This window comes from Teredinibacter turnerae T7901, from assembly GCF_000023025.1.
Classification (GTDB): Bacteria; Pseudomonadota; Gammaproteobacteria; order Pseudomonadales; family Cellvibrionaceae; genus Teredinibacter; species Teredinibacter turnerae_B.
On sequence record NC_012997.1, the window covers coordinates 4149576 to 4173449 of the forward strand.

Sequence of the window (23874 nt, forward strand, 5' to 3'; positions counted from 1 at the left end):
CGATTGTAAAGACGAAAAATCTCGCCACCTCAACAACGAAAACCCCGCTCCAAAAGCGGGGTTTGTGGCTAAGTTGCATGAATTTTTGTAAAGGCTACACCCTGACCGAGTGTGCGCCTATGCTTCACCGAGCAGTTTTTTCAGCGTGGGCTCCATCGCTTGCGCCCACAATCTGTAGCTATCGGTGTTCAAGTGCAGTAGGTCTGGCGCGACTTCTCGGGTAAGTACGCCATCGTCGTTGAGGAATGTATCGCCAATATCCAGAAAGAACACATTTTTGCCGTCGGCGAGTTTTGCAACACGCTTGTTAATGTCGCGGTTGATCAACCGCATAGGCGCATCGGGTTTTGCATCGCGCGGAAATACCCCTAGAACCAGAACCTTGGTTTCCGGCAATTTGGTGCGCAGCGTTTCTACAATTTTCGCGATACCTTGCGCTGTGTATTGCGCAGGTTGCAGACGGTGACCCGTGTTGTTGGTGCCGATCATCAGTACGGCGAGCTTGGGCGAAATACCATCGATTTCACCGTGCTCCAGGCGCCACAATACATTTTCTGTGCGGTCGCCGGAAAAGCCAAGATTCACCGCGTTGCGTTTTGCGTAGTACTCATCCCACACCGGTTTACCTTCATTTTCCCAGCCGTGGGTGATGGAGTCGCCAATCATTAACAGGTCGACCTTGCCCTCAGCAATGCGTTTTAGCACCTGCTGGTGACGCGGCTCCCACCAGTCAATTGCCCACCATTCAGTGAGCTTGGCGGGCTCGAGCGCGACAGTGGTAATGTCCGGGCATTGAGTATTGGCACTGCCTTTCAGCATAAAGCGCACATTGGCCAGCGACATGCGTCCGCTGCCACCCAGCTCCATTGAAAATGGTGTAGCGACGCTCGAGAGGTCGTCCCCTTCCCGCACAAAACAGCTCAGTGGCAATTCATAGTGCTGCCAATCCTTACCGGCAACCGAACGTGCGATGTCGTTGAGTGGCACTTCGCGCTTGCAGTTTTCACCGCAGTCCAAACCGACAGTCAAGCCACCCTTGGCGAGCTTATCGACCTTCATGTCAAATGCGAGCGTTCCATTTTCCAAATACGGCGTCAGATCCAGAGGCTGGCCGTCCTGCAAATACAGCCTCGCACCATTCGCATCTTTCCAGCGAATATCCAATGCGTCTTCCTGAACGTCCTTGTCTGCGGTTTCGACCTGAACGCTCTTGTCACTTAATGCAGCAAAGGCACCGCTGAGCACTTGGCGGCTGTCATTGTGGCTCACAAACAGCGACCAAGGCTGCATTGGCCCGCCCACGTAGAAATCAATATCTTTCAACTCGCCTGTATCCACGCCGTCCAGATCCACTGGCAGATTACTGTCTGGCCCCTGCTGACCGTTGCTGTAGTCCAGGCCATAGCCCAGCGGGAACAATGGATCGTAGTCGTCGCTGCCAATATTCAGCTCCGTCTGCAAAGGGGTTTTTGGCCAGGAAAAGCTCAAGCGGCCATTAAAGTGGAATCGCGGTTGGCCGCTGCCATCGGCAAACAGCACATCGGCGACACCGTCACCTTCACTGCCCGGCCACCAGGCGGCAACAAACGCATCAGACGCGTTCAGCTCCGGGTTCACCCACATTGGGCGGCCAGATAAGAAAACGGATACCACTGGAATGCCTTGTTCGCGCAATCGTTGCAGCATCGCCAGGGAGGGTTTATCACCGGGTTCAAGCTCGAGACTGGCAACATCGCCAACACCCTCAGCATAGGGGCGTTCGCCAAACACGGCGATAGCAACATCCGGTTTGGCCCCGCCGCTAACGCTGCCGTCGACAGAGTAGGTCACGGTACCATCGCCAGCGGTTACCGCACGTTTTATACCTTCATAAATTGAAGTCGCGCCCGGGAATTTATCATTGGTGTTACCGGTGCCCTGCCAGGTAATGGTCCAGCCTCCGCTCTGCCAGCCGATGTCTTTGGCCGCTGGCCCCACCACCATAACGCGCTGTTGTGGCAGCAAGGGCAAAATGTGGTTCTGGTTTTTCAGCAATACCAAACTTTCACGGACCGCCTTGCGCGCCAACGCGCGATGCGCGTCGCTACCCAGCACGGATGCATCCAGCGCTCGCGCAGAAGGCTTGCCTTCAAAGATGCCCGTGCGAACTTTCACCCGCAGGATACGCCGCACAGCGTCATCAATGCGCGCCTGGGAAATTTCACCGCTTTCAACCTGAGCGATGGTGTTTTTGATAAGCGCTTTCCAGTCATTAGGCACCATCACCAGATCGATACCTGCATTAATCGCCTGCGCACAGGAGCTGACCGTACAGCCTGCCACCTGCCCGTGACCGTTCCAATCGCCGACAACCAGACCGTCAAACCCCATACGCTCTTTCAGTACGCGGGTGAGCAGATCCTTATTGCCGTGCATTTTTTCACCTTGCCACGAACTAAAGCTGGACATCACCGTTTGCACGCCTGCATTAATAGCGGGTGGATAACCCGCACTGTGAACGTCAATTAATTCCCGCTCACTCACCCGGGTATCGCCTTGATCATCACCCTGCCAGGTGCCGCCGTCGCCCAGAAAATGTTTTGCGCTCGCCAGCACATGCTCGTTCGATAAAAACTCATCGGTGCCTGGCTCCCCCTGCAAACCCTTGACGATTTCACCGGAAAACTGCGCAACCAGCGCCGGGTCTTCCGAATAGCTCTCGTAGGTGCGACCCCAACCGTAATTGCGTGCAACAGCTATTGTGGGCGCGAAGGCCCAATCGATACCGGTTGCGCGAACCGCTTTTGCAGTTGCTGCGCCGATGTCGCGCACCAGTTGCGGATCGCGCGTTGCGCCAAGCGCAATGTTCTGTGGAAACAGCGTCGCCCCGATAACATTGTTATGACCATGAACCGCGTCGGTGCCCCAGATCACTGGAATTGCCACGTAGCCATCGGAGTCGTCCATACTCTCGTCATAAAACTGATCCGCCAGTGCCAGCCAATCCGCTACGGTCGCATTTTCTTTGCGGTGCGGCCATGACCCGCCTCCGTTTAGCACTGACCCCAGGTGATACTTTTTGACATCCCCCGGCTCCAGGCTCTGAATTTCCGCCTGCATCATCTGGCCAACTTTTTCCGCCAGCGACATTTTTGCCAGCAGACTTTCCACGCGCGATTCCACCGCTTCGTCGCCCCCCACAGGCGACGAAGCTTGGGGCCACAATTCAGGGTGCACAACCGCTTGTTCCTGAGTTTGCGGTGTGGGTGTTGGTGTCGGAGAAGGCGCCTTAGGTGACGGCTCCGGCGAGCAGGCGGCAAGTAAACCGCTCAAGGTTAGCACCGACAAAAAACGTCGATTTGGAAAGCACGTAAATCTCATAGTCAGCTCTCGTTATGTTTTGGCTTTAGGTAGGTTGTAAACATATCTATTACGGGTTGGTTTACGTTGGCCGGGTCCAGGGGACCATCACCTCGGTAAATACCAAACGATTCCTCGTGATAAACATGAAATGTGTTAGTGAGCTTGCGCTCCTCCAACACAGAAAGCATATCGCGGAGGTAATTTAAGCCCCCGCGATCCGCTTCGAAATTTGCTTTATAGGTGCCCCACTCACCAAAATACAGGGGCACATTGTGCGCTTTACCCCACGCCAGATATTGGTCGATTGTGCGAGCCAAAAATGCGCGGGTGTGCTGCCGGGACGGATCTGGCCATACGCCGCCATCGCGATTTTTCATAGATGCGTCCCAAGGAATACCCTGGTGGGAATAAAAATACGGGGCGTAACTGTGAAAGGTATAAATAATATTGTTGCCATCTACGGTAACAAAATTCATGTCGGCATCGTTTTCCCAACGGCGGTTTATCGAATTAACCCGCTCGACAATAATCGGATGTTTTTTATCGACCAGACGGATGGCATCGACCGTGCGCTGGGCGAGGCGTTGCCACTGCTGCTTTGCTCGTGTCACGCCCGGCTCGTTCAATAGATCGTAGCCAAAAACAACAGGTTCATCCCGATACCGCTCGGCAATCGCGCGCCACATGGCAATAAAACGCTTTTGCAGGTCGACGTCCTGCCACAACTTGCGGCCGTTTCCCTGCGACTGAAAACCACCCTGAGGCACATGCACATTCAGAATAAGATAAACCCCCGCAGCCCGGGCCCATGCGATATTGGTGTCCAACCACTGCCAGCCATCCGCTTGGTATTCGAATGGTGCCGCATCCAATTCGAGGGTTTGATAATTCAAATAAAAGCGCACCAGGTTCATCCCCATAGCGCGTACGCGAGAATAATCCTCTGCACTGTGGTGTGTCACCGGAATACGATCATTTACCCAAACACGGTTACCAAAAGAAACACCGCGCAAAAATACCGGCTGATTTTTCTCGTCCGCAATTGCAGTGCCCTGCGCATGATGAAACTGAAACAGTGGACCCGCCTGCGCCCAACCCGCGAGCAGAACCCATACGACGGTAAAAAAAACCAACTCCGTTTTTAGCGACATACTGGTCACCCGATATTTTTCTTATGTTTTTTTACGAAATTGCGCATTCCCCAATGTGTGCGCAATTCGCGTTTTCTGCATCTTACCATTCTGTCGGAATTTTTCGAGACACAAACCTGTTATGCTCGATAACAAAAATAAATTCAGTTCATGCGAGGAGTTTTACTGGTGAAAACGCGTGTAATTAACCTACTGTTTACCGGTATCGTGATAGCGGGGTTAAGCGGTTGCGGCGGTTCCCAAAGCGACACTTTTACCAGTGATCCGGTGCCGACGCCTACGGCCGCCGCATCGCCCGCGCCAACACCGTCTATTTCACCTGAACCATCACCGCAGCCATCACCGTCGCCATCACCACAGCCAACACCGACTGGAACGCCAACACCTACACCTACACTGTCACCAACACCCACGCCATCGGTTACCCCCACTACGGCAGCCAGTCCAGAGCCTTCAGCGAGTCCAGAGCCTTCAGCCAGTCCAGAGCCTTCAGCGAGTCCAGGGCCAACACCCAGCCCAGAGCCTTCAGCGAGTCCAGGGCCAACACCCAGCCCAGAACCCACACCCAGTGCCGAACCCACGGTTGCACCGCTGCAACCTGATACCACTGCCGATCCCTCCCTGCCACTGCCTGGCGATTCCGACTATGCGGCAGCGCAGTCTGCCGCGCGTTTGCTGGATCAGGCCACCTTCGGCACAACGGCAAAAACACTGGTTGCAGCCATGGAGAAATCCCGCGAGCAGTGGTTAGATGAACAAGTAGCACTGCCGCAAACCCTGCATCTGCCGTTACTCGATGAACGGCTGACAGAGATCGGTTTTGAACCGGCACCCGAAGTGGAAAAGGACGATGAAGGCTGGGTGCGCGATATTCAGCGCAGCGATATCTGGTGGGAATCGGCCGTTTGGGGGCAGGATCAACTGCGCCAACGGGTGGCCTATGCGCTCAGCCAGATACTGGTTATTTCCAATGTATCCGACGTGCTCTACAACGATTCCCGCGGCATCGCCAACTACCACGATATTCTTGCCGCGCATGCGTTCGGCAATTATCGCGACCTGCTAAAAGCGGTTACGCTCAACCCCATGATGGGCGAATACCTGAGCATGGTGCGCAACGAAAAAGCCGATGCACAACGCAATATTCGCCCAGACGAAAATTACGCGCGCGAAGTTATGCAACTCTTCTCCATCGGGTTGGTACAACTGAATATCGATGGCTCACCGGTATTGGATAACCAACAACAACCCGTGCCCACCTATGGTCAGGACGACATAAAAAATCTCGCCCGTGTATTCACCGGCTGGAACCACGCAACCATTAACCAGTGGTGGGAGTGGGCCAGCAGCGGCGCAGCGGAAATTCTGCCGATGAAGGCCTTCCCTGCCTATCACGATACCGGGAGTAAAACCCTGTTCAGCGACAAGAGCATCCCCGCCGATTTAACCCCGGAGCAGGACATAGACGCGGCACTGGATATTCTCTTTGCACACAGCAATATCGCCCCCTTTATAAGTAAGCAATTGATCCAACGGCTCATTACCAGCAACCCCAGCCCAGACTATGTTGCGCGGGTTGCCAGCGTATTTAACGATAATGGCGCTGGCGAAAAAGGCGATTTAAAAGCCGTTATAAAAGCAATATACCTCGACGACGAAGCGATAAATGGCCCGACCCTGGCGCCCACCACCTTTGGTAAATTGCGCGAACCACTGTTAAAAGTGACCGGCTTGTGGCGAGCGTTTAAAGCCCAGGGTATTCCCGTGCGAGAAAACAATGGCAGCCTGTCACTAAACCGACTGCGCTTTCGTGGCTCCGACCGGGAAATGGGGCAACGGCCTTACGGCTCTTTTTCGGTGTTTAACTTCTACCGACCCGATTATCAGCAACCGGGCGAAATTAAAAACAACGATTTAATCGCGCCCGAATTTCAAATAATGACCGACAGCCAACTGGTGTCCTCCATCAGCCGGTTGAGCGGCAGTATTTTTTGGCGCGACACAAAAAATGCCTGGCCGCAAAGCGAATTAACGAACCCCGATAACCAGCCAAAAGCGGATTGGGATTTATACCCGGCGCAATTATTTCTTGAAGAAGAAAAACAACTGGCAAATGACCCCTCAGCATTAGTAGAGCGCCTGAACCTTTTACTTTTGCATGGCACCATGTCCACGCAATTGCGCGCCACTATTATCGACTTTATTACCGAGTTCCAGCCCTACTCGTCCGCCGAAATGCGCGTGTATGACGCGCTGGTGTTAGTGATGGCCTCCCCCGAATACGCAATTCAAAGGTAAGCGCATGAATACCACTCTCAACCGTCGCCACTTTTTACAACGGGCAGCCACACTGGCCCTGGGTAGCTCCAGCGCCATGGCAACACTGAGCCGACTGCAATTGGCCCATGCGCAAACTGCCGGGCAGAGCGATTACAAAGCACTGGTGTGCGTATTCCTTTTTGGTGGTAACGATGCGTTCAATATGGTGGTGCCGCGCAGCACAACGGAGTACGCCGCCTATTCCGCAACGCGACAATCGCTGGCCGTGCCACAAAATGAGCTTATCGCCATCGACGGCCAGCAAAACAATGGTGCCGAGTACGGTTTGCACCCGGCGCTCGCCGATCTTGCGCAACTGTACTCGAACAATAAACTGGCAATATTAGGCAACGTGGGTGCGCTTATCGAACCCACCAGCAAAATCGCCTATCAGGCAAAAACTGCCGCGCTGCCGCCGCAACTTTTCTCGCACAACGACCAGCAAAATTTTTTACAGAGTTTGCAGAGCACACAAAAACGCAACGGCTGGGCCGGGCGCGCCGCGGACTTGATGCACTCGCTAAATAACAACCCTCGTTTATCGATGAATATATCGCTAAACGGCAGCAACCTCTGGCAAGCCGGGGCAGACGTTGTACCTTATTCAGTTAACCCCGAAGGGGTGGGCACCATCAACGCCATGGACCGCAAAGCAAGCGCGACAGAGAACGGATGGGAACACAGCCGCGTTGCTGCCTTTCAGGCCATACTCGCGCAACAGCAAAACCATATTTTAGCCCGCAACTACGCCGAGCATATGAATCGCGCCTGGGATCTTTCGGAGGAAGTCGGCGATGCGGTAGCCGCCTCAGCCCAAATACAAACCCTGTTTCCGGAAGACAACCGCCTTGCCGCCGGGCTAAAGATGACCGCCAAACTGATTGCTGCTCGCGATAGCTTAAACGTATCCCGCCAGACATTTTTTGTTGGCATGGGCGATTTCGATACCCACGGCGATCAAAATCGCCGCCAAAGTCTGCTGATGTCGCAACTTAATGACGGGCTCGCCGCATTTTACAACGCTCTGGAAGAGCTGGGCGTTGCAGACAAAGTTACCACCTTCACCATGTCCGATTTCGGCCGCACACTGACCAGCAACGGCGACGGCACCGACCACGGCTGGGGCGGCCACCACTTTATTATCGGCGACGCGGTCGCTGGAGGGCGAATTTACGGCACCATGCCCGACCTGGCCATAGGCAGTAACGACGACATGGGCGAGGGCCGAATAATTCCAACCACCAGCATCGACCAATACGCAGCCACCCTCAGCGGCTGGTTCGGCCTACCCGGCAGCGCCTACGCGGATGTGTTCCCTAACCTGGCGAATTTTGACGTTACTGATTTGGGGTTTTTATAGTAACGGAAGAAAACTGAAGCAATAAAACGCCAGGGCTCTCGGGGTAATTTTGAATGCTTGCCTGTTTTTAGGTGTGGTTGGTCCGTGTGTGTTGGTATTGGTGCTGGTGCTGCTGCTGGTGTTAGTGCGGGAACAGTCGTGGGGAGTGGCAATAGTCGTGAAGAGCAGCCCTGAGCTTTGCTCAAATAGAGCAAGCACAAAAGGCCATAATAGACGTACTGAAAGTTCGGTACTCATAAAGCGGGAACAAATGAACCTAAGTTTCCTACAAATTAATTAAACCTGTAGGAAACTACTTTTCCAACATCTTGACCATAACAAACATGCCCAACTCGTACTTATCAGTTTTATAGGGTATTTCATCGACTATGCTGAATTGGTGCCGTTGATAAAACCGTTGGGCCTGCACATTGTTTTTTAGCACATCCAGCCAAACATACTTACTCCCAAGCGCTAAAGCAAGTTCCATTACTTTATGCAAAAGCACTGAACCCAGATTGTTGCCAACGTTATCTTTTTTTACATAGATTTTTTGCAGCTCAATACACAGCTTGCCCATATCCTTCAGCTCGGAATTTATATTTAACTTGGCAAAACCAATTAATACATCGCTTTTCAAGGCCAATAAATACCGGTGACTTGACGGTGAATTGATACACGATTCAATTGCATCATGCGTAAAATCAGCATCTAAAAAGCTATCAATGTTATGCCAGATATCGGAAAAGTGTTCTTTATAGGTGGCACGACCTAAAACCGCTATCGCAGGAACATCTTTTAAAATTGCTTCTCTTATGGTGAAATCTGGCGTCAAATTTTTTTAAACCTCGCGACTTTTATAATATTAACCAGCAGTATTGAGACTGTGGAAGCCTAGCTATTTTTACCACAGCGTATGTGAACAGCATCTATGGCGGTGACCGCCTACTTCATCCCAGAGCGCTGCGTTCGCCCAGACAACCGTGCTCACTCTGCCCAACATTTTTTCTACTGTACCGGCGAATCTAACTCAGTGACTTTTGTAGGGTTCTCAACTCGACACTGCGCAGGAAAGCCTTTCATAGTTCTATTTATATTTGATGTTTGCATCATTTTATTTGGGATCATAACGTTTGCCACGTAATCCAAAGTACAATTGCACTGCTGAATGGTTATGGGGCGAAGTGCCTGGATTCTAGGGTCACTCACACCTTTCACGCAATCGTTATAATTCCTGACAATCGGCCCAGTAAACGCTTTGCCCGCTGCCTCTGGCAGCATCGCCAGAATTTCTGCTTCTGAGTGCACCTTACTATCGTAAGCTTGTTGCGCATACGCGGCGAATGAAATGGAGAGTAAAAATAAAGATAAGGATGTAAATAACGTTGTTCTCATTGTGTATCCTTTAAAAATTAAAGAAATGTGACCCATAAGGACTGAGCTGCCGTCACTTTTGACAACGCAGATGAAATTGCGTTTACCCTCCTAATTTCATTTGCATTTATAATTCCGAGCGAACCAACGGCCAAAACGGAGTGATTTTGTGGGTAAAATCACGCAAAGCGGAATGCAAAAGGCGTTCAAACGGCGAGAAGTGTAAGCCATGATAGGCAATCGAGCAGATTATCGCCTCAACGCAGCCCTCAGTTATTTTTTCCTCGGGAATAACAGTGCCCCCCTGTTTGCTCGTCCCAGCCTGCACGGTTTTGTGAACACGAACACGACCGTATTGTTAGTTGATTCGTAAATAACATCAATTTTTATAAAAAAATAATTGCAGTGAAAATTATTTTTCAACCACAAAATAATACATACCATATTGACCGGCAACATTTATTGTTGCCGTAGCATTAGGGAGTTGCCTGTACATCTTCCTAGCGATTGCTTCATATTTTGAAGGACTGCCGATTCCACATGCTATATATGTTAGCGCCGAGCATGAGTATTTATTTTTTAAATTATTTACCTGTAACAATTGCATTTTGTCTAAATCAGAAAGCAAAGCTGAAAACATTGATCGTCCACTTACCAAATTCGTCTTAAGCGACTCCGCCTTAAGCTCTATTACGAATAATTGATTAGTTTGTTGGCTCGATCTTTCTACGAAAAGTATGTCTAATGATTTTCTGCTATCGTCATATTTTTGCTCTCTCACAGCAATGCCTATGCTGTTTAATGCAACTGCCATTTCAACCTGAAGCCACACCTCCCATTGGGCTTCTGTGCGCATCGCTTGTACAATTCTAGCCTGATGGCCTACTAAATAATTATTAAGCCAACCGATAAATTTTTTTGTGTTGTCAGTTACTGGCATTTTTTATACTTCCTTATATTTCATTATCTTAAAGATTTGACGCATGTCACGTTAGCTAATACGCATGGGGATATTATTCACAACATGGTGGCAGAACACCCCGTTACCAGGACGCCCCCAAAAAAATCTGGACCTGCGACGCTACCGCATCACCGGCTCCTCAGCTGTATTATTTACCGCGCAATAAACGCCATTTACGCAGTCAGTAAATTTAATCATTTTCGCCTTTTCACCTAACAGTTAAACAACTCAAATCCAGCGCAAATTGAATGCAAACCTCGTACTTTAGTTGTCATACAGAATCCAGCCCTACATGTCCGGTGGATTTATCCACTATGAATTAAATACAACCACCAACACCTTTGCCAAGTAAACGGCCTTCCCGCTCTTAAACGACTGCCGATATTCACAGCAACATAAACGAACTCAACACGCCCGAATACCTCACTTCCTTTGACCTTACCTTCGCAGGCCACCAGTAATTTCCCGGGGTTTCAAACTAAAAGCCCGCTTTCCACTCACCAACAGGAAATGATCACAGTACGCCAATATTTCATCCAGGCAAATATTCGTCCAAGATAATCGCGCTCGCAGGACTATTTTGCTGATTTAGCCGCCGAGATTGGCGGCTTTTTCCGCTAGAACGGTTTGTTTAGTTTGATATGGCGTTTTTGCGCTGGGATTATCTTTATTCGTGTGCCGAGATATTTAACAGACGCTTCAATTAAGCGGTGCAGCAAGTACAGGTCGGCTTTCGTGGGCTTAGGAACAGAAAGGCAACTGGGCCCGCCAAGTCAGTACACCACGCCAAGGCTGCCCGTTGGCACCAAATATCCCACATCGGCGTGAATATAGGGGCATTGGCGGTTGGAGACCGGTAAAACTCGGTCAATGGCGGGTCATCTGTGGTTGTAGACCGGCAGAACTCGGCCAAAGGCGGGTCATCGGCGGTTGTAGACCGGTAAAACTCGGTCAATGTCGCGTCATCGGCGGTTGTAGACCGGGAGAATTCGGTCAAAGGTGGGTCATCTGTGGTTGTAGACCGGTAAAACTCGGTCAAAGGCGGGTCATCGGCGGTTGTAGATCGGGAGAATTCGGTCAAAGGTGGGTCATCGGCGGTTGTAGACCGGGAGAATTCGGTCAAAGGCGGGTCGTCAGCAAGTGCCACCGACAACTAGTACGTACTCTAGTGATACTAAATAGCCAGCGAGCGCGCCAGGTACGATCTTTTTATATTTTTTTCTGCTATGGTACAACGTCAGATTACACGCCACGATACTGCAAATCAAATTGGAATCTTTGCCGTTGAGTTTAGGATGATGCCCTATTGCAGAACTATAGGCTTATTTACCCTGCATTTGCACAATAGTGCACATCTCGGGTTCGCTTTATCACAGCAAACAAAAATTAAATGGGTTCATCCAATTCTCAAATATTTCATTGTAAAAAGCTTTAGCGAAATAAAACGAAATAACGTCAAACTTTGCGAAAACGAAGCGTGGATGCAGTTCTCCGCAAGCGCTTTTTGTTACACCTATTTGCTTGATGCCACCAACCCAACACCAAACCCAATAAAAACGCTACCAGTAATTTTATTCAGAATGCCATTTCCGCGATCAGATGAAAGCTTTTCTTTGGCCAGGGAAGCGAAGATAGCATACGCAGTGTGAATAACCATAATCAAAACGCTAAATGTTGACGCCAGAATTATAAACTGAGGAACATAAGCCTTAGAAAGGTCTATAAACTGAGGGAATATTGACATAAAAAATACAATAGTCTTTGGGTTCGATATTGATATAAAAAAACCTTCCGCAAAACACTTTTCGAAAGTACTTTCTTTCAATTTAGTTTGCGCATTAGGTGTACTTTTCGAGTTGAATGTTTTAATACCAAGATAGACCAAATAAATGGCACCTATAATTTTAATGATAGTAAATGCAAATGCTGACTTGGCTAGCACAACACCTAAACTTGTTGCAGAAATAACCGAAACAAGAAGAATTGCCAGCGCAATTCCCACAATCCCAGAGAATGTTCTAGACAGCCCTCGTTGAATTGAATTATTGAGAGTTAATATAACAGCTGGCCCAGGCAACATCACAGTAGCCATGGCAACCCCTAAATAAACTAGATAATTATCCATGATCCGCTCTCAGGTGTAACGTAAGTGCCTGCATGATTATTGCCCATAGAAAGCAATATTTCACTATCCAGGCCATTTTTGGCGTTAGCCTATCCCCACCTACTAAGGCTAATAGGAGCGCTAACTAAACGCTCCTAATCGTAGCTTTCAAGACCTGAATATTGAGCTTAATCGATCGTTTTTACTTTTGCTTCAAATACCATCAGTCTTATCCTTGGTGTAAATTCACGTGGTTGTACATTGTAGTTCTGGAGACGCCCGTTCGTACCATCAGGCACTAATGGGAGCGACGGAAAACTGTCAATTTGACAACTTAGGTAGAGCTGAGATAGCAAGCTTCTTAGTATGAGTCAATAGTGAAAGCCCGCCTATCTTCCCATGACCAGGAACAACCGCTTTAATCTCAGGATACTTCGACAGCACGTTCTCGACGGAACTAGACCAGTTTTTAATATCTGCTTCGCCTACATACCCAAGTCCAGTTGAATCTACACTCCGCACAAGGCAACCACCAAATAATATTTGAGATTTTGGCAACCAAACCACTATATTATCTATTGTATGCCCACCTCCGGGATAATACGCTTCTATTAGGCCGTCGGCTAACATTAGCTCTGCCCCCTCGAACGACTTCGTCGCAACCTCTTTGTCGTCTTTTTTCAATAACTCGTTGGTTAAGGCGGAGGCATACGTAGGAATCGAATGAGCATTAAGCCATTTAATTCCGGCGGTTCTATCTTCATGTGAATGAGTGGAAATACTCCCTATTAATACTAAGTTTCTACCCTCAATCCACTGAACAAGATTAATGGTATCTTTTTCCGACCAAGGAGTATCGACAATAAACGCTTTCTTATTCTCAATAACCACCAACCCATTTGAGCTTACCAACCCAAAACCGTTTACCTGACTATAGGACCCATGTAGAAATACATTCTTTTCAATTTCCTCAACGCTAAAACCTGGCATTTCCTCACCGGCACATAAATCCCCGGCAATAAATAGTATGAATATTACTAAAAAAACTCTCATTTAAATGGGGCCTCTAATGCCTAGCTTTGCAAAACTTTCGGACTGAATAATGTTGTGTTAACAAACACAAAAGGCGTAACGAAAATATTTCAACAGGACCACATTGCTACATTTATCTGCTGCACAAATAGTCATCCAAATTTTTAGCAGATGTATATTAGCTCACACCTAGCCGCTTGCAACTAGCCGCATGCATATTAGTAGAAAACAGACACCACACCCTTCGAGTCAACAGTATTAAAGAGTCAACTTATAAGAGCATTAAGGTCATATACGGAATGAATCTTTCCTTCACTAAAACCAACTTCCGTTTCAGAATTAATGTCGAAGAATATAGGTCCTTGTTCCGGGTGTAATCCATTGTAAATATACGTAGAGATCACTAGCATTATATATTTTTCATCTGCAAAACAAGCGTGATAGTACACATCTACTTCGATGAGATAAATAATATTCCTCGCACTGTCGATTTAATATAATGGCGCGCTTTAGGGCAAATCGAAGCCTAGCCTAGGCTTTCCCCAAAACACTTTGTTAACTGTGTTTTAGGGATGCGGTAATGGCACCAGCTCCAAACAAGGCCGAACCTCCGAAGCGATTAAACCATTTCTTGGCGTTACGCGACTGAACTCGCTCCCTTACTTGGCCAGCAAACAATGTATAGAAGGTTATATTTAAAGCAACAAGCACAATGAATGTCGCTACTAAAATTACTATTTGAGGAATAAAATCTTTAGCTGGACTGATAAATTGCGGTAAGAAGGCAACAAAAAATACAATGCCCTTTGGGTTTAATGCGGTCACTAAATAAGCCGACCGAAACATAGACCATTTATCACTTGATGTCTTTGGGGATTCTTGAGCGTCGTCGACTTTAGCAAAAAACGTTTTACAACCAATATAAATTAAATAAGCAACGCCAATCCACTTTAATATCAGAAATAATTCTGAAGAAGCTGCCAAGATCCCGCCTAAACCCGCCAGGGAAAATGTCATCGCCGTTAAGTCTCCTGCGAGGACCCCAGCAACTAACGGAAAAACTGATTTTTTACCATGAGATAACGCTTGACTCATAACCAATATAACGGTTGGCCCAGGAATAATACAAAAAACCAAAACAGCTGAAGCAAATGCAATCCAAACTTCAATATTCAATTTTACTCTCCTTAGTTGTAATAGCTAATACCGCTTTGTACCGGCATTTTCTGTGCAGTGGAGTTTTGAGGTAAAGAGTCGAAACCACCACAAAGCGGAGCGAAGCAAAAAACATGTCCCCATGACAGCTCGTCAGGAGTTTTTAGTGTTGTTTAACTCATGCACGGTTACTTCATACTCTTCATTTCCTGGCATTTGACCGCTAGCCATACCCGTTACACTAAAACCAACAGACCTATAGAAGTCTAATGCTGTATTATTTCCTTTTAGTACTTCTATTGAAAACATGCGATCCTGTGACCCAACAACAGCTTTAACTAAAGCTTTACCAATACCGTTACGATAGTTAGCCGGACCAACGTATAACCAAGCTATTTCTTCTTCGCTATATGCAATAAACCCTACAACTTCACTGTTGCGCTCAGCAACCAGTATTTTGTATTTAAAAAGATCTTCGTTTTTTGCCGCTATTTTTAGCGGCAAGAATGCACTATCTAGAGATGCGCTTCGTAGCTCATCTAAACGAGCCAAATCATGTATCTCGCAAATACGAGACCAATCTTTGTTTAAATACTCACGAATTATCATATGCACTTTCGATTTTTCAAGAAACGCCTTACGCTTTTGTAATGGGCCTAGCGTCAGCGAGGTCCATCCGAAGTCGATATTGACAGACTTGCAGCTTTACCTTGTTGAATTTGCAAGCAAACAACCAGCACCAACAAAAGCTGAACCAAATACCTTACCTAGAATTTTCGGTGATAGAAAATTATTTAGACCTTTCTTAGCTCGACAGAAAAACAAAGCATACCCTGACAGACATAAAAATGATAAAGACATAAAACCTACCACCAATAAAACAAATTGAGGCAATAACGACTCGCTTACAACTATAAACTGTGGAAATAACGCTGTTGTGAAAATAATTGCTTTTGGATTTGTTATTGCAAACAATATACCCTTTGCATAAAGACTAATAGCGCCTTCATCTACTTTTTTCTGACCTTCAAATTCTAAACTTCCAACGCCACTCTTCCATAAACGAACCCCAATATAGATAAGGTAGATCGCGCCCACATATTTAATGATTGTAAATATAATTGAGGAACTCAATATAACAGCGCTCAAACCAAGCACAGAAAACGAAGACATGACAAAAAGCCCGGTGACGTTTCCTATAATTAACGCTAATGCTTTTTTAAACCCCATAGATAAGCTAGTTACCGCCACCATTAACACCGCCGGACCTGGAGTTAAAGTAGCTATTAATGCAATCCCACAAAATAACAGCCAACTTTCTACTTGCATGTATTTTCCTATTGTGTAGCTAACGTCTCAATCAGCCGATCCGTTAGCGGTCGGCTGATTTGATTTGTTAGCATTAGTCGAACCGCTCGGTTCATGTTCGTTTTTTATCTCTTCAGTGGCCAGTACCTCTTGTTGCTCTATAAACCGAAAGAAATTTTCCTTACTAATGAACGGGTTAGTGGTTATGTCATTGGCGCTAAGTTCCTGATTAGAAAACAAATTATTTTTATGCGGATGATTGGATAGATTAACGGTTACCACAGGGTCTTCCATAGCTACTCTCTTGATTCGGGCCATGCTAGCCATAAACTGCTTGGCAAGTGCAGGCTTTTGAAAATTTGTTCCATGCCCACCAACTACAAACGCACGATATAGCTGAACGTTATCTTTCACGAAGAAGTCAATGGATAGGTCACCCTCTGTATGCCCTGGGGTTATGTAAAATTTAAACTCTGTATCACCGACAACAATATTTGAGCTGTCTTCGGCAAACGATTCTACAACTGGTGGAAAAAATTTGCTTTTACCTTGGCTTTTCAAAGCTTGTTCTTTTGCTAGCTCAAGCGCTTTTTCCGACATTACAACTTTGGAGCCATACAAAGACTGAAGAAATTCCGCGCCACCGACATGGTCGGAATGCCCATGGGTTACAAAAATGTGAGTTACTTTTTTATCATCTAAATCTAGTTTTTTAAGGTTGTCTGGAATCCACATACTATATGGAAAATCAAGAGTATCTATGATAACTAGACCGGATGACGTTTCGACTGCATACGAAGATACCCACTTATCTCCTACATAGTACACGTTATCAAACATTCTGAATGGCTCAACATATCCGTTCTCACCCTTCATTTCCGGAACGCCTGTACCCGCCATCGCTCTTAATGGAATGAGCAAGGCGACGAAATATAAAATTCTATTCATGTGGACTTCCGAGTTGCTAGCGCCCTTAGCTCCCCTCCGCATTGTGGAGCTTGTTTTTGTATAAAACTGAGCGAAGTGAATGTACAAAGCCAAGCGTAGCCGTGTGGGTCTGGTGGCTATTTTAGCTAAGCAGTTAAATCGCCAAACCAAAAAATAGAATATTATTACATTCAAAATTCACTATTAAAAAAGAGAAAGTTCATCATTTTACAAAATATTTTTCCACCACCTACCTAGAGCTACAATTTGACCTAAAGCAAAAGAAATTGGCCCATAAAATAAAATCCAGCCCAATGGAGCGTTACCTGTGTTGTAACCCGTCAAGCACTCATACCCAAGCATCCAGGCAATGGTTAGCGCTAAAGATAGTGCCACACCAACAATACCGTACTTTATACTTTTTAAAGCAAGCAGTGACCCTGGAGACGTTGTAAAATTTATATGCCGCACTACTACTACAAAGCAGATTTCAATCACCACAAGAGCGATAGGCAGAATTAGTGCAATAAATACGTACATAATTTATGTCTTATAAATCCTTTGCAAGCTGATCCAAAGTGCAGTGCTATTTTTTCGATTAATGGCGAAGCCAGAAAAAACGGCGCGAAGCTTTGAGGTTCAGCTTGATGAACCTGTTAAAAATATACTGCAAGCAATAATTCAAAGCCAATATACTTTTTAGCACCATCATAAAAAACTGCATTATTTCTAACCAAGGCCGTCCAGCTAAGGCCTAGCCACGAAATGAACATTTAATTATAAATACTGTACCCAAATAAAAAGTTCTACATATTTTTTAACAATTCCTCTGCTTGACTATTTTCCAGCTCCACATCCATTTTCATAGAATAAATAACGGCATCTATATCCCCACCTCTAGCTTGTTGACATACTGACTAAGCAATTTAGCTTCAGATTGCTTCGCGCGGGCTTCACTTTGCACCCACGGCAAAAACAAACGATAGTACCAGTAACCGGTAGTTATACCGCAGACGATAAAAAACCTAGGCATACCGCAACGACCAACTTCATATAACCTTTTTTAACAATATTCTTAGCCCGAAAATTTCGCCGAATTCGGACCAAACACCGAACGTTTCCGTACAATCCCGATGACCCCAGGAACCTACGCCCAACCTATCTCTTGCTTTCTATCTTGCCTGGAGGATATTGCTCCAAAGGAACCGCGTTTTTACCTACCCCGGAGGCTTGCAGTAGCCCAAACATTACCATGAGGTACGCATAGGTAAAGGTAAAGGTAAAGCTACACCTGAATGCAATGCCCATTAACCCATTTTTGAGCGTGCTAGTCAGTGGTGTGCAGCACTCAAGTGCCTATATCCATAGCGCCAACATGGTGCTCTCAAAATGGACATATATCGTCGCCAACACTGTTTCACCAGAGAGCAAACATTCGCCAAATCTAAACTATTATGTAGGCTTGATGCGTTGATTTGAGTGCCGATATTGAAGCTATTTGCGACATTCCACTCCATCTATCCAGTACTGGCTATTTTCAAGCATCAAGATGCCAATTTCCCCGATGGTTTATTTAACAGATGTCTAGCTTTAACTGGCGCCGGCTTGCCTCAAATCCAGTGCACCCTATATTCGAGCTGTGAGTCGACTTTGTAAGGGATTGATATTGCTAAAAGCCTGCCACCGACGAGGCTTGCCTTCTGTTCAGTGCTTACGCCCTGTTAGACGCGTTTAGCCCCTGCCAACCAACGCAAAAGCCGCTTGAAAACGCTATCCACAAAGCGGCTCAATTGCACCAAACAGTCCATATTGGCACGAACATTGATCCGTTGGCGGCTAGAGATGAATCAGGCCTTATCAAAGGCGCGCAACCGATGGCGGGATTCGGCTAAAGCGAGCCTAACTACGGTTGGAGACCAGTATAAGTAAGGTAGATTCCCATCGGCTCGTGGCTTTTTGCAACGCTCTGGAAGCGCTGGGAACTCGGATGCTGGAAAACCTCGGATAAAGTAACCACCTTCACCGTATCCGATTTTAGCCGCAGACTTAGCAGATACGACGGCACTAAGCACAAGCGGAGCGACTACCTCTTTTTAGGCTCGACCATCCGGCCGCTACCGGCCACGTATACAGCTCCATATGTGAGCTCGCCATCGGCAGTAGCATAGAAACGGCTGAAGGCCGAATTAGTCCCACTACCGATATCACCCAAAACACAACAACCCTCAGCGTTTTTCCCACTTCCCCGGCAATGCCTACGTGGATGTATTTCCGAAGCTGACGAATTTTTAGCTTAGTGATTCAGGCTTTATATAGTGCGAAGAGCGACCCTAGGCCAATAAAACGCCAAGTTGCATCACCTCAACCTATTGAGATTAGAGGGCTTCATATGAATATTTACGCGCCATCGATCACATTATCCTGTTAAAATAGTGCAAAATTAATAATCAATAAATGGGATTTATTATGCGCCGCACTGCGTACCTGCTAGTACTCTTTGTCAACATCCTCTCGTTTAATGCACAGTCTTCCCAACTTACGGCTGATGATTATGCTCAGCTACCCGATGTGCAAAAGCTCGCACTCGCGCCGAATGGAAAAAAACTTGCTTCTATGATACGTGTCGACGTACCCCAAATGAAGGGTACTGCTGTTCAGGTAACGAACTTGGACACAGGCAAGAGCAACATCGTTTTATTTACTGATAATACCAAATACTTTCTCAGTCACCTTAAATGGAAGGATGAAAAAACACTGCTCGTGTTTACTTGGTATCCAAGCAAGCGTGACACGTGGACAGGTATGGCTCGGGTGCACGGCGACACGCGAGAGACTCGACTTCTCATAGTTAACACAGAAACAGGGGAAGTTAACCCCCCTTTTAAGGTAGGCTTCCTAAAAAAATACAAATATCTGCCATCAGGTCTGGGAACAGTTATAAATACGCTTCCGGACAAGCCGGATCATATTCTCATGCGTGTACCGGGCTTATCAGATGGTTGGCCAGTGGGGCACGCTGTCGTTGACGTTAACATCAAGAAACGCTCTGCCCGCTTCATTCAAAAAAGAGATCCCTCCACAAGTGGCTGGGAGACAGACAAGCAGGGACGAGTACGTTTCGGCTGGAGTTATAATGATGGAAAAACGTTTGATCTAAGCTTCAAGGACGTTAAAAAAAACCAGTGGGATAATCGTTGGACGTACATACCGTTTTCCGCCCAGTCAACAGAGTTCTCTGGTTTTGACTACGACCCCAACATTGTTTATCTGGAGCAATACAAAAATGGGTACTCGGTAATATCAAAGGCCGACCTTAGAGACCCATCCAACAAGACCGAAATTGTATTTAGTCGCGAAAACGCTGATGCTTCAGGCAAACTTATTTTTAGCAAAAAAAGGCAAAAACTGATCGGCATTGATCAAGGGCGAAGCCACCCTACTCGATTTATTGATGATGAATGGAGAGAAATCCAAGCAAAAATAGACGAGGCTCTTCCTAAAAGAAACAATAACATTTTCTCCATTACTGACGATGAAAATAAATTTCTGGTATTCAGCAATAGCCCGACAGAATCGGGAACTTACTATATAGGCTCTCGCTCACCCTTGAAACTAGAGCCGGCAGGTTATAGTTACAAAAAGCTTACCACAGACAAACTGTCGGATGTGCTCAGGACGAGCTTCACCGCACGGGATGGAACTCAAATTGAAGCCCACTTAACGCTCCCGAAGGGAGCCACGAAAAAATTGCCTACCCTAGTGTTTCCCCACGGTGGTCCATTCGCCAGAACCGAATGGGAGTTTGACATCTGGGCGCAGTTTTTTTCAAGCATGGGTTACACCGTAATTCAGCCAAATTTTCGAGGATCAGCCGGATATGGGTTGAATTTTACCTTAGCAGGTTTACGCGAATGGGGTAAAGCAATGCAGGAGGATGTCGAAGACACTGTCGCCGAGATTGTAAAGCGAGGTATTGCCGACCCGAAAAAAATATGCATTGTGGGCGCAAGCTACGGCGGCTATGCAGCACTTGTTGGTGTTAGCAAAACGCCGGATCTCTATCGTTGCGCTATTAGCGTGAACGGGGTGACGGATCTACTGAAACTTGTTGACAGAGAAACCAACATTGCGACTTCTTACGATTTAGTGGACGAATACATCGGCGATGATCGCGCAGACCTGGCAGCAAACTCACCGGTCAAGCTCGTAGATAATATTAAAGTTCCCGTTCTTTTAATCCATGGTGAAAAAGATCGGCAGGTGGATGTTACGCACGGACGGCAAATGTACTACGCATTACGTGACGCGAAAAAAGATGTTATCTATATTGAGCAGGAAAACGAAGATCACTACATTTCTGGTGAACACAGCCGTATTGAAGCCTTCCGCGCAATGGCAGACTTCCTAAACAAAAACCTGCCGGTTAGATGACGGTCAGGATCTCTCGGGGTTAAATACCTCGGGAGATAACTTTTGGTGCGATAACATTGTTACTCAATCTACGGCAGGCGGAACGCACCACAAGAGGTTCAAACTGTTCCACATCGCAGGGCGAACCTTCATTTGACCACCACTTAGCGTAAAGCTCACAATAATAACCAAACACTCCGCCCCAGCCTACGTTCGCGGTTTAGCGAAGAGCACGAATTAGCAGTTTTTATTTAGCCGTTTTGGCCGCGCGTGTTAATAAGCCCCCATCAATGCACATTTGGTCAGCGATCACGAAACTCTGTTAATAGCAACACTGATGAAATTACGGCTTCTGAGTTTGAATGCTGCATTGCGATATTTTGCGCTTGCAGAGCGATAACTTTTAGCTGCTTACGTCCATCGGGCGTGTGAAGCCAGGAAAATGCAGCAACATTAATTAGAACAACTATCCAAAACACTAATCTAAAGCTTGCTTTTCTAGTTTTATGCCGAAATTGATGTTGTGCGAGAAGAGCGCCTGGCCAGCCACATAACAGGCCGAGCATATGCAACGTACTTTCCGGTACCCGCCATTCGCCATTTTTGGCTGCTTTTTTGTCTTTCGCGTAATACGCATATGCGATACAACTAATCAATAAAAATGCAACCCCAATAATTAACGGCGTAAAACCTAAAATGTAGGACGCTGAAATTACCAAGAAAAATATGATGACGACATAGGGTTGGTAGTTTTTCATAGGTCATTTTTCCCTAACATTTTTTATTCTTTTAGAAACTGTTTTCAAGGTTTTCAATTGGATCTAAAGCTGACTTTCGTAAAGGCACTACAATTTCTACCCTGACTGCTTTGCGGTAACAGCTACAGGCAAACATCATCTAATTCTCTAATAAAGCATTTTAAGCTTAAAAATTGTTGAATCTGCCTGCAGATTTGTCAACGCAAAAACGGCATTAAATTCCATTACTACACTTTTTTATTCGGCAATTTTTCGCCCTGTGATGCTGTAAACCATCGGAATATCGTTTCCCTTATGGCTTAAATAGAAACGCCCTGGCTCGCGTTCGACCATGCCTTCGAAACAGTTGTACGGGCTATATGGGAATTCACTGACACGCTCAATCTGGATACCAACAGCCAGCAGAGCGGTGATTACGCTGGAGATAGGATGAGCCCAGGCTGCGAACTTGCCTATCGCGTCAGAGGAGTTTTCTGTGTACGTGCCTTCTTCATCGATATCGGGCTCGTGCTTAGTAAAATACGAATACCCAGCCAGCAGGTCATAAACAGGGTGAAAATCTACTATATAGAAGCGACCACCGATGGCAAGGTTTGACGCAATAACCTGGGCCCATCGGCTTAGATCCGGCAACCAGCAGATGGTACCGTAGGAGGTAAACACAATGTCATAGGGAGCCGCGCCTGAACGCTGGAATGAATAGACATCGGCGCAAACAAATTCTGCGCCTAACTGAAGCTCTTGCGCCAGCTCTCGGGCCTTTTTAATGGCAACCGGTGATATGTCCACACCAGTGCAGACTGCCCCTTTTCTTGCCCACGAGAGTGTGTCCATGCCGAAGTGACACTGAAGCTGCAGAAGTGATTTGCTGTTAACGTCCCCAAGCTCGGCGAGTTCAATCTCGCGAAGCGAGGTTTCGCCAGATAAAAAACCTTTTAGGTCATAGAACCTCGAACCAAAATGGGCTTCTGCCCTTCGGTCCCAACCTACGCGATTCATCTCGAAGTAGTCGGCCTCCGTCAACGTCTTCTTCATATCATCTAACTCCCTCACCCTGCGTTAACCGACGCACACGCCAGTGCGCGGTAGTAATGTTTAACAAATTCTACACCTGTAAAAGTGTACCGACGCTAGACCAAAAAGCGTACATAGCCTGATAGCTGACAGGCTCAACTTAACCCAACTGACGGGTTGCGGTCACTTTCGTTTACCTGCTACCCAATTCGTTAACCTGGCGGAAAAACAAATAACCCCATCTACTTAGTCGCGCTCCCTTCGAGCACCATGTTTTTTGGGTGCGCTTGCCAGCAGCGAAACAAGGCGGGCAATTAGCCATAAAACGATTAACCAAAAAACTAACAAGGCACAATAACCAAAAGTACTTGGCGAGCACCAACCCCAACCACACTGGCCGTTGTTCAGCAGCAGTCCGGGAAATCCGATGCTATTTAACAAATATACGGGCATCGTTTGGATAAAACCCAAAACAGCATAGGGTGCACTCATGTAAACAGGCAGGTTGTCTCGCAGTAGAAGATAAGGAAGCCAAACCAGCGCATTTATCAGTATGAACACGCAGAGTAACTTTATTGTTGTTCTCTCAAACATCGACCCTAGACCTAAATTTCGCCCTCGCACCGCAAATCAACTTTTCACCCTTATCCATGAAGCGCCTGCAACTGCGCTCTTACCCC

Annotated in this window: 18 protein-coding genes; 3 read left to right on the plus strand and 15 right to left on the minus strand. The window is 46.9% G+C overall.

The genetic code is table 11. The features are described from left to right. Positions 1-117: 117 nt before the first annotated feature. The 3 genes from TERTU_RS16640 to TERTU_RS16650 all read right to left on the minus strand — a co-directional run bounded on the left by TERTU_RS16640 (position 118) and on the right by TERTU_RS16650 (position 5101). Positions 118-3360, minus strand: a complete 3243-nt coding sequence (locus TERTU_RS16640) for a glycoside hydrolase family 3 N-terminal domain-containing protein (protein ID WP_420834822.1) — start codon at positions 3358-3360, stop codon at positions 118-120. A gap of 2 nt (positions 3361-3362) precedes the next feature. Next, the gene (locus TERTU_RS16645; protein WP_015817391.1) at positions 3363-4493 is read right to left on the minus strand and encodes a glycoside hydrolase family 5 protein; all 1131 of its coding nucleotides are present in this window, start codon (positions 4491-4493) and stop codon (positions 3363-3365) included. Positions 4494-4636: 143 nt separating this feature from the next. Beyond that, positions 4637-5101: a hypothetical protein gene (locus TERTU_RS16650; protein WP_041590294.1), complete on the minus strand. Its 465-nt coding sequence runs from the start codon at positions 5099-5101 to the stop codon at positions 4637-4639. 64 nt (positions 5102-5165) lie between these two features. Here TERTU_RS16650 and TERTU_RS16655 point away from each other — a divergent pair, with 64 nt between their 5' ends. Both TERTU_RS16655 and TERTU_RS16660 read left to right on the plus strand, forming a co-directional pair. Beyond that, entirely contained in the window at positions 5166-6791 is a 1626-nt protein-coding gene (locus TERTU_RS16655) for a DUF1800 domain-containing protein (RefSeq protein WP_041590295.1), read from the plus strand. 4 nt (positions 6792-6795) lie between these two features. Beyond that, positions 6796-8172, plus strand: coding sequence for a DUF1501 domain-containing protein (locus TERTU_RS16660; RefSeq protein ID WP_015820745.1), 1377 nt, complete (start codon positions 6796-6798; stop codon positions 8170-8172). A 292-nt stretch (positions 8173-8464) separates the two neighbouring features. Here TERTU_RS16660 and TERTU_RS16665 read toward each other — a convergent pair whose 3' ends face one another. From TERTU_RS16665 to TERTU_RS21855, 10 genes are all read right to left on the minus strand, one after another. Then, on the minus strand, positions 8465-8986 hold the full coding sequence (locus tag TERTU_RS16665) for a GNAT family N-acetyltransferase (protein ID WP_015820554.1): 522 nt from the start codon (positions 8984-8986) through the stop codon (positions 8465-8467). 173 nt (positions 8987-9159) lie between these two features. Continuing rightward, positions 9160-9546 (minus strand): hypothetical protein, encoded by a 387-nt coding sequence (locus TERTU_RS16670; RefSeq protein WP_015817758.1) that lies wholly within the window; start codon positions 9544-9546, stop codon positions 9160-9162. Between the two features lie 391 nt (positions 9547-9937). Continuing rightward, positions 9938-10465, minus strand: coding sequence for a hypothetical protein (locus TERTU_RS16675; RefSeq protein WP_015819090.1), 528 nt, complete (start codon positions 10463-10465; stop codon positions 9938-9940). Positions 10466-11999: 1534 nt separating this feature from the next. Further along, entirely contained in the window at positions 12000-12611 is a 612-nt protein-coding gene (locus TERTU_RS16680; protein ID WP_015818703.1) for a LysE family translocator, read from the minus strand. Positions 12612-12911: 300 nt separating this feature from the next. After that, positions 12912-13643 carry a subclass B1 metallo-beta-lactamase TTU-1 gene (locus TERTU_RS16685; RefSeq protein WP_015818996.1) on the minus strand — a complete coding sequence of 244 codons (732 nt, stop codon included), beginning with the start codon at positions 13641-13643 and terminating at the stop codon, positions 12912-12914. A gap of 534 nt (positions 13644-14177) precedes the next feature. Continuing rightward, on the minus strand, positions 14178-14798 hold the full coding sequence (locus TERTU_RS16690) for a LysE family translocator (RefSeq protein WP_015818742.1): 621 nt from the start codon (positions 14796-14798) through the stop codon (positions 14178-14180). Between the two features lie 132 nt (positions 14799-14930). Beyond that, the gene (locus TERTU_RS16695) at positions 14931-15386 is read right to left on the minus strand and encodes a GNAT family N-acetyltransferase (RefSeq protein ID WP_041590297.1); all 456 of its coding nucleotides are present in this window, start codon (positions 15384-15386) and stop codon (positions 14931-14933) included. 96 nt (positions 15387-15482) lie between these two features. Next, a complete protein-coding gene (locus TERTU_RS16700; RefSeq protein ID WP_015820837.1) occupies positions 15483-16106 on the minus strand; it encodes a LysE family translocator in 624 nt (207 codons plus the stop codon). A gap of 27 nt (positions 16107-16133) precedes the next feature. After that, positions 16134-17033, minus strand: coding sequence for an MBL fold metallo-hydrolase (locus TERTU_RS16705; RefSeq protein ID WP_041590298.1), 900 nt, complete (start codon positions 17031-17033; stop codon positions 16134-16136). 207 nt (positions 17034-17240) lie between these two features. Beyond that, entirely contained in the window at positions 17241-17552 is a 312-nt protein-coding gene (locus tag TERTU_RS21855) for a hypothetical protein (protein WP_143876295.1), read from the minus strand. 1926 nt (positions 17553-19478) lie between these two features. Here TERTU_RS21855 and TERTU_RS16710 point away from each other — a divergent pair. Beyond that, positions 19479-21443 carry an alpha/beta hydrolase family protein gene (locus TERTU_RS16710; protein WP_015818540.1) on the plus strand — a complete coding sequence of 655 codons (1965 nt, stop codon included), beginning with the start codon at positions 19479-19481 and terminating at the stop codon, positions 21441-21443. 281 nt (positions 21444-21724) lie between these two features. Here TERTU_RS16710 and TERTU_RS16715 read toward each other — a convergent pair whose 3' ends face one another. Both TERTU_RS16715 and TERTU_RS16720 read right to left on the minus strand, forming a co-directional pair. Next, the gene (locus TERTU_RS16715; protein ID WP_015817298.1) at positions 21725-22180 is read right to left on the minus strand and encodes a DUF1294 domain-containing protein; all 456 of its coding nucleotides are present in this window, start codon (positions 22178-22180) and stop codon (positions 21725-21727) included. 237 nt (positions 22181-22417) lie between these two features. Next, positions 22418-23215 (minus strand): class I SAM-dependent methyltransferase, encoded by a 798-nt coding sequence (locus tag TERTU_RS16720; protein ID WP_015816873.1) that lies wholly within the window; start codon positions 23213-23215, stop codon positions 22418-22420. Between the last annotated feature and the right edge of the window lie 659 nt (positions 23216-23874).